The 6,730-nt window shown below is 72.3% G+C and carries 8 protein-coding genes; 4 read left to right on the top strand and 4 right to left on the bottom strand.

Annotation, left to right across the window (positions count from 1 at the left end):
- Window positions 1-45: 45 nt before the first annotated feature.
- A complete protein-coding gene (locus ACQKIP_RS33655) occupies window positions 46-756 on the top strand; it encodes a C39 family peptidase (protein WP_365867219.1) in 711 nt (236 codons plus the stop codon).
- A gap of 267 nt (window positions 757-1,023) precedes the next feature.
- On the opposite strand, the gene ACQKIP_RS33650 is transcribed toward ACQKIP_RS33655, so the two are convergent.
- On the bottom strand, window positions 1,024-1,590 hold the full coding sequence (locus ACQKIP_RS33650) for an RNA polymerase sigma factor (protein ID WP_365867217.1): 567 nt from the start codon (window positions 1,588-1,590) through the stop codon (window positions 1,024-1,026).
- A 155-nt stretch (window positions 1,591-1,745) separates the two neighbouring features.
- Here ACQKIP_RS33650 and ACQKIP_RS33645 point away from each other — a divergent pair, with 155 nt between their 5' ends.
- Window positions 1,746-2,771 (top strand): MerR family transcriptional regulator, encoded by a 1,026-nt coding sequence (locus ACQKIP_RS33645; protein ID WP_365867215.1) that lies wholly within the window; start codon window positions 1,746-1,748, stop codon window positions 2,769-2,771.
- Between the two features lie 35 nt (window positions 2,772-2,806).
- Here ACQKIP_RS33645 and ACQKIP_RS33640 read toward each other — a convergent pair whose 3' ends face one another.
- From ACQKIP_RS33640 to ACQKIP_RS33630, 3 genes are read right to left on the bottom strand one after another with little or no spacing between them, the layout of a single operon-like run.
- Window positions 2,807-3,859 (bottom strand): iron-containing redox enzyme family protein, encoded by a 1,053-nt coding sequence (locus ACQKIP_RS33640; RefSeq protein ID WP_365867213.1) that lies wholly within the window; start codon window positions 3,857-3,859, stop codon window positions 2,807-2,809.
- Window positions 3,849-4,160: a CDGSH iron-sulfur domain-containing protein gene (locus tag ACQKIP_RS33635; protein ID WP_365867211.1), complete on the bottom strand. Its 312-nt coding sequence runs from the start codon at window positions 4,158-4,160 to the stop codon at window positions 3,849-3,851. Before ACQKIP_RS33635 ends, ACQKIP_RS33640 begins: the two co-directional genes overlap by 11 nt.
- Window positions 4,144-4,860, bottom strand: a complete 717-nt coding sequence (locus ACQKIP_RS33630) for a HemK2/MTQ2 family protein methyltransferase (protein ID WP_365867209.1) — start codon at window positions 4,858-4,860, stop codon at window positions 4,144-4,146. Before ACQKIP_RS33630 ends, ACQKIP_RS33635 begins: the two co-directional genes overlap by 17 nt.
- Before the next feature lie 370 nt (window positions 4,861-5,230).
- On the opposite strand from ACQKIP_RS33630, the gene ACQKIP_RS33625 reads away from it, so the two are divergent.
- Entirely contained in the window at window positions 5,231-6,535 is a 1,305-nt protein-coding gene (locus tag ACQKIP_RS33625) for an ATP-grasp domain-containing protein (protein ID WP_427745016.1), read from the top strand.
- A 37-nt stretch (window positions 6,536-6,572) separates the two neighbouring features.
- Window positions 6,573-6,730 (top strand): CocE/NonD family hydrolase (locus ACQKIP_RS33620; protein WP_427745017.1); only part of this gene is annotated, 158 nt, incomplete at its 3' end.

Genomic DNA, 6,730 nt, shown 5'->3' with positions numbered 1-6,730 from the left:
CCCCTGCACTTCCCACCCCTCACGCCAGGAGCCCGTATGCCCCGTATGCGCAAGAGACTTGTCTCCACAGCGATCGCCGTAGCCGCGGCCGGCGCCCTCGTCACGCCGGCCGCCGCCCGGGCCGAACCCGCACCCCCCGCCGGTGTGTCGGTGCTCGACCACGGCTCGAAGGCCGGGACCGCGGTTGTCAGCGGACAGAACGAGCCCGGCACCCGGCTGCGCGTCGGCGGTGCGCAGACCCGCAGCGCCCACACGCTGCCCGTCGACTACCAGGTCCAGGAGACCGGCTACTGGTGCGGCCCCGCCGCCACCCGCATCGCCCTGTCCGCACGCATCGCCGCGCCGAGCCAGGGCGCCCTGGCCGCGCAGCTCGGCACCACCGAGGCGGGCACCGACCACATCAGCCAGGTGACCGGCGTGCTCAACGCCAACCTGGGCACCGGCTGGTACGAGTCCAAGGAGATGCCGAACGATCCGCCGAGCCAGGCCCAGAAGGACCTGCTGTGGAACGACATCGTCCTGGACATCGACAACAACTACCCGCTGGTGACCAACATCGTGGCCCCGCCCGGCAACCAGCCGCCCGGCTATCCGCCGGACCAGACGATCTACCACTACTTCACGGTGATCGGCTACGACGACGCGAACCGCACGGTCCTCATCGCCGACCCCGCCTCCTTCGGCGGCAACCAGATCTACTGGCTCTCCTTCGACCAGCTCGCCACCCTCATCCCGCCGAAGGGCTACGCGGCCTGACCGCCGCGCGGCATCCTGATCCATGAAGAGCGGATGAGCCGCGACTGCGGGTGGCGGCGACGACACAGCCGCCACCCACAGTCCGCCCGGCCGCCGTTTCGGGGGCAACGGCGACAGCCTCAGCGGCACCGACTCCGCTGAGGCCGAACAGGGAGCAGGGTCCGGGCGGCCCTGCCGGCCTCAGGCATACGACGGTCATTGACGAGCTGAGCTACCCCTTGCTTCGGCCCGTAGGGGGTGCGCGGATGCAGCGGCAGCGAAAAATCTTCAGCGGTCGTCCGCGTCGTCCGCGTCGTCCGCAAGGCGGGCCCGCAGACTGCTGATGCCGCGCCGGGCGTGGCTCTTGACCGTGCCCAGCGGCCAGCCGGTGCGCTCGGCGATCTGCGGATGGGTCAGGTCCTCGTAGAACGCCAGCCGCAGCACCGTCCGCTGCGCGGCCGTGAGCCTGGCCAGTTCCTGGGCCATCAGCGTCCGGTCGACCGCCGAGTCCATCCCCTCCGCGGCGCGGTGGTCCAGGGTCGCGTACTGCGCCCCGGCTCCCTCTACGAGGGCCGCCCGGCGGGTGCGCGCCGCCAGCGCGTCCGCGATCCTGTGCCGCGTGATACCGGTCAGCCAGGCCCCGGGGCTGCCGAGTTCGGGCCGGTAGGCGGCCCGGCCGCGCCAGGCGGCGAGGAACACCTGCTGGGTGACGTCCTCGGCCTCACGGCTGTCGCCGAGCGCGCGCTGGGCAAGGACGTGCACCAGGGGCCCCCAGCGGCGGTACGCCGCGGTGAGGGTCGCTTCGTCACCACCGGCCAGGCCCCCGGCCGGATCGGTGGTCACCGGTGTGCTCATCGACGCTTCGTCAGCTCCTCCCGGCGATCGCGAATCGCCGTACGACCGAACGGAAACGGGCACTCGCGCCGTAGCCTTGGCCGCGATCCGGTCATCCTGGGAACAGCCGCTCACGCACGGCAACTCGCATCGCTTGTGCGTCGTATCGTGGCCGGATGAGCGAGGGGCAACACCGCGGGCAGGACGGCGAGTCGGCCGGTACGGGAGTCACCACCGGTGCTCTGGCGCGGCGGTTGGGGGTGTCACCCACGACGTTGCGCACCTGGGACCGACGGTACGGCCTGGGTCCCGCCCGGCGCGATCCCGGCCACCACCGCCGCTGGTCGGAGCAGGACATCGCCGTCCTCGCGGAGATGGGCCGCCTCACCTCGGCGGGGATGCCGCCGGCCGAGGCCGCCCACCAGGCGCTGAAGCTCCTCGATCCCGCCACGGCGGCCGATGGGGCGGACGGGTCCGTCACCGGCCCGGTGGCCGTGCCGCGGCCGAGGCGGTCCGCACCTGCGGCGCCGAAGCCGTCGCCCGACGCGATGGTCCGCAGGCGAAAGGGGCTCTCACGCGCCGCCGTACGACTCGACGCGCCCACCGTGCAGGACCTGCTGGCCGACGCGGTGGAGAGCCACGGCCTGGTCACCGCGTGGCAGGAGCTGATGGTGCCGACGCTGCACGCCGTGGGCCGCAAGTGGGAGGAATCCGGGGACCGTTACGTGGAGGTGGAGCACCTGCTGTCCTGGCACATCTCCCGCACCCTGCACCGCTGTGCCGCCGACCCGAAGGACCCGGCCCCGCCGGGCGCGCCGGGCGCGGACGCGCCCCTCGTCCTGGCCTGTGTACCGGGTGAACAGCACTGCCTGCCGCTGGAGGCGCTCAGCGCGGCCCTGGGCGAACTGGGCATCCCGCAGCGCATGTTCGGTGCGGCGGTGCCGGTCGAGGCGGTCTCGTCCGCCGTGCGCAGGACGGGCCCGGCCGTCGTCGTCCTGTGGGCGCAGGCCCGCTCCACCGCGAGCGTCCCGCTGGCCCGGCACATCGCCGACACCCGCTGGGGGGTACGGGGCGCCCGCGGCCGTCCCGCGGTCATGCTGGCCGGACCCGGCTGGGCGGGTCCCGCCGTGCGCGGGGCGCTGCGTCCTGCCAGCCTGCCGGATGCGCTGGCCCAGATCGGCCGGGTGCGCGGGCCCGCCTGACGGCCCGGGGGAGCGGGGCTCGTCGTCCGGTCGGGTCAGCCCGCGGCCGGCAACGGCACGCGCAGGGCGCTGCGTTCCTCGCGCCAGGCGGAAAGGAGCCGTGCACCCAGGCGGTCCTCCAGGAAGCCCGTGGCCTCGATGCCGAAGACCACGTCGGTCTCCAGGCCGGGTTCGCTCGCCAGGAGACCGCCGATCACGTCACGGCGCACCACCTGCTCGTGGACCGCGTCGGCCTCCACGTGCTCGTCGTAGAACCGCTCGGCCGCAGGTCCCGCGCCGCTCCTGCGCATGGCCTTGGCAAGGCGCCGCGAGCCCGGCGACGAGGTCACCTCGACGGCGGCGAAGTGCCCGACCAGCGCGCCCCGCAGCGCCCGGTGCAGGCCGAGCAGGGACATCAGGTTGACCGTGGCGAGGACTTCGCCGGGCGCGGCATCGAGGTAGTACCCGTACGCCGTCTCCAGCGCGAGGTCCGCCATGAGATCCGCGTAGAGCCGGGCGTGGATGTCCTCGGAGCGACCGGCCCCGAACTCGTCGAACTCCACGGCCACCATGCCCGCCTTGGCCCGGCCGTGCAGCCGCGGGATGACCCAGGCGTGCGGGTCGGCCTCCTTGAGGTGGTACAGCGAGCGGGCCGCGGCGTACTCCCGCAGCTGCCACAGTGCGCCGTCGTGCTGGAGGTGGTGGCTGACGCTGGTGCGGATGTGGCCGACGGGCTCCACGAGCAGGTCGGCCAGGGCGCGGTCGGCGCTGTCCGTGGAGCGGCAGTTGGCGCGCAGCGCGTGCAGGAAGCGGCCTTCGAGCGCGCGGCGCAGTCCGAGCAGCTCGGGGTCCCATTCGAGGTCCTCGCGGACCCCGTCGAAGCCTTGGTAGTGCAGCTCGTAGAGCAGATAGAGGGCGAGCTGGAGGTCGTCGCCGTAGGGGTCGGCGTCGTGGGTGTCGAGGGGCAGCGGGCCCGGACTGCCCCCGGCGCGCAGCGTGTCGACGACCAGGCGGGACAGGGAGCCGCGGGGCTCGGGCAGGGGCGGGCTGGTGCGGCGTGACTCGGGGGGAGCGTCGTGCGGGGGAGGGCTCTGGTCGTCAGCGGGCATCGGGTGATTCCTCCCCCTCGGAGTCCTGGTCGGTGCCGGTGGCGGTGCCGGTGTCTGTCTCCGGCTCGGTCTCGTCGTCCGCCCTGACGCGGCGGCGGTGGCTGGTGTCGCACCACGGGTAGGTCCGGCTGCGGCGGCAGGTGCAGATCGCGGCGGTGAAGCGCCGGGAAGCGATGATCCGGCCGTCGTCGCCGACCACTTCGACGGGACCCTCGACGAGCAGGGGGCCTTCGGGGTCGATGGTGACGCGGCGGGGCCGCTGCTCGCGTGCGGCCCGCGCGGGGTCAGGTGCGTTCGGCACGGATGACCACCAGCTCTTCCATGTGCTCATCGGTCCGGCCGTTACGGTCGTTCCCGGGGTTTTCCTCGCCGAGCAGGCCCCGCCCGCGCAGGAAGGTACGGCGCGAGCGCAGGACGGGCCCGAACGGGATCAGGGCGTGGTCGGCGACCGTGGTCCGCAAGCCGGCCTCCGTCAGGCGGCGCACGGTGGCGTCCGTGTCGCACAAGGCCGAGTGGACCATGAGCAGCACGCCTCCGGGGCGCAGCGCTTGTGGGGCCGCGTCGCAGATCCGGTCGACCACCGCGCGGCCGTCCTGTCCCGCGTCCCAGGAGCGGGCCGCGCCGTGCCGCGGCAGCCGCACGGAGGGAGAGGGAACGTACGGGGGATTGCTCGCCACGACGTCGAAGGACCGGCCGGGGACGGCCGCCGTCAGGTCGCCCCGCAGGACGGTGATGCGCTGCCGCGTCGCCAGCGCGTTGAGGCGGGCGGTCAGGACGGCACGCCGGGCGATGTCCACCGCCGTCACCCGGGCGCCGAGCCGCGCCGCGTGGACGGCCAGCGCGCCACTGCCGGTGCCGAGGTCCAGTACGTCCGTGTCCGGACCGATGGCCTCGCGGCACAGGGCGCGTGCGAGGAGATCCGTGTCGTCCTGCGGCGCGTAGACACCGGGGAGGGTCAGCAGGTGCCATGGGACAGCCGGGACGGTCGTAGGCGCGACCATCACTCACCTCCGGTGGTCATGGGCCGCACGGCACGCGACCCGCTCGCTTCTGGCCCTCTCACCACACTCCGCTGTTCCGGCACCGGCCACCACTCGGGTGATGACGCACGGTGACGGTGCCGGTCGACCGGACACACCTGTGGCCTCATGGATTCCTTTGGGTGCTCGGAGCTCGCTCCCGCGACTTTCGTCTCCCCCGGGTGCCCGCTGCCCCGTGCCGCACACGTGCCACGACCGCCCGAAGGTACCGGTCGCGGGGCGGGGACCGGCGGTGAGGCGGGGCGGCGATTGCTCCCCCGCAGCCCGGGTACGCGGCCATCCCTGCCGCCCAGCGGAACAGCTGCGGGCACCCCGATGGAGAAAGGGCGCCATGCCGCGCAACATCTTCGTACTGGGCCTCGACGAGGCCAATCTGCCCACACTGCGCGCCGTCCCCGGCGCCCGGGACTACGTATTCCACCCGCTCCTCACCGTCGAAGAGCTGCAGAACGGCGAGGTGTCGGTCCCCGGGCTGCTCGCCGACGCGGAGCGGGTCCTGGACGCGTTCGACGGCCACATCGACGCGATCGTCGGCTACTGGGACTTCCCGGTCAGCACGCTGGTGCCGATCCTCGCCGAGCGCTACGGCACGCGCAGCACCAGCCTTGAGTCCGTGGTCAAGTGCGAGCACAAGTACTGGAGCCGCCTGGAGCAGCAGCGGGTCACCGACGCGCATCCGCCCTTCGGCCGGGTCGACATGGAAGGCGCCGACCCCAAGCCTCCCGAAGGCATGCAGTTCCCGATGTGGCTCAAGCCCGCGCTGTCCTACTCGTCGGAACTGGCGTACGGGGTCGGGGACCAGGATGAGTTCTCCGAGGCGGCTGCCCGCATCCGTGAGGGGATGGGCCGTATCGGGCGGCCGTTCGAGGACATACTCGACCGCGTCGAACTGCCCCCGGAAATGGCCGACGTGGGCGGTCAGGTGTGCCTGGCGGAGGGAGAGCTCGGCGGTATCCAGCTCGCCGTCGAGGGCTACGTCCACGACGGGCAGGTCACCGTCTACGGCATCCTCGACTCGATCCAGTACCCGGACTCGCCCTGCTTCCTGCGCCACCAGTACCCGTCCGCTCTGCCCGGGCCGGTCCTGGAGCGGCTGCGGGACGTGTCGGAGCGGGTCATGCTCCAGATTGGCATGAACGCGGCAACTTTCAGCATCGAGTACTTCTACGACCCGCGGACCGACGTCCTCAATCTCCTGGAGATCAACCCGCGTCACTCCCAGTCGCACGCGGAGATGTTCGACTACGTCGACGGGGTGCCCAACCACCACTGCATGCTGAGCCTCGCCCTGGGCGAGGACCCCCAACTGCCCCACCGGAAAGGGAAGTACGCCACGGCCGCCAAGTGGTACTACCGCTGGTTCGCCGACGCCACCGTGCACGACGTCCCCTCCCGCAAGGACATCGAGAGCATCGAGCGCCGCATTCCGGGAGTGCGCATCGACGTGACCGTCGAGGAGGGGCAGCGCCTGTCGGACATCGCCCAACAGGACAGCTACAGCTACGAGTTGGCCCACATCTTCACGGGCGGGCAGAGCGAGGAGGACATGCGGGCCAAATACGACCAGTGCGTGGCGGCCCTGGGCCTCACCTTCGCCGACGCCGAACCCGGCGGCCGTGACACGAAGAACGACTGAACCACCGTCACCACCGCACCACTAAGGAGCACCCGGTTTGCGCTACGTGAACGACCTTCCGTACGAGACCAAGGAAGAGGAGAACGTCACCATCCCCGTGGCGGACGGAACCCGCCTCGCGGCCCGCATCTGGCGGCCGGCGTCCTCCGACCAGGATCCCGTCCCCGCGATCCTGGAGTACATCCCCTACCGCTG

Source organism: Streptomyces sp. NPDC059900 (assembly GCF_050270335.1).
Classification (GTDB): domain Bacteria; phylum Actinomycetota; class Actinomycetes; order Streptomycetales; family Streptomycetaceae; genus Streptomyces.
This window is presented reverse-complemented; position numbering and strand designations above follow the sequence as displayed.

Coding starts and splice junctions, on each gene's coding strand:
- ACQKIP_RS33655 (WP_365867219.1), top strand. CDS start 46: ATGCGCAAGAGACTTGTCTCCACAGCGATCGCCGTAGCCGCGGCCGGC.
- ACQKIP_RS33650 (WP_365867217.1), bottom strand. CDS start 1,590: ATGAGCACACCGGTGACCACCGATCCGGCCGGGGGCCTGGCCGGTGGT.
- ACQKIP_RS33645 (WP_365867215.1), top strand. CDS start 1,746: ATGAGCGAGGGGCAACACCGCGGGCAGGACGGCGAGTCGGCCGGTACG.
- ACQKIP_RS33640 (WP_365867213.1), bottom strand. CDS start 3,859: ATGCCCGCTGACGACCAGAGCCCTCCCCCGCACGACGCTCCCCCCGAG.
- ACQKIP_RS33630 (WP_365867209.1), bottom strand. CDS start 4,860: ATGGTCGCGCCTACGACCGTCCCGGCTGTCCCATGGCACCTGCTGACC.
- ACQKIP_RS33625 (WP_427745016.1), top strand. CDS start 5,231: ATGCCGCGCAACATCTTCGTACTGGGCCTCGACGAGGCCAATCTGCCC.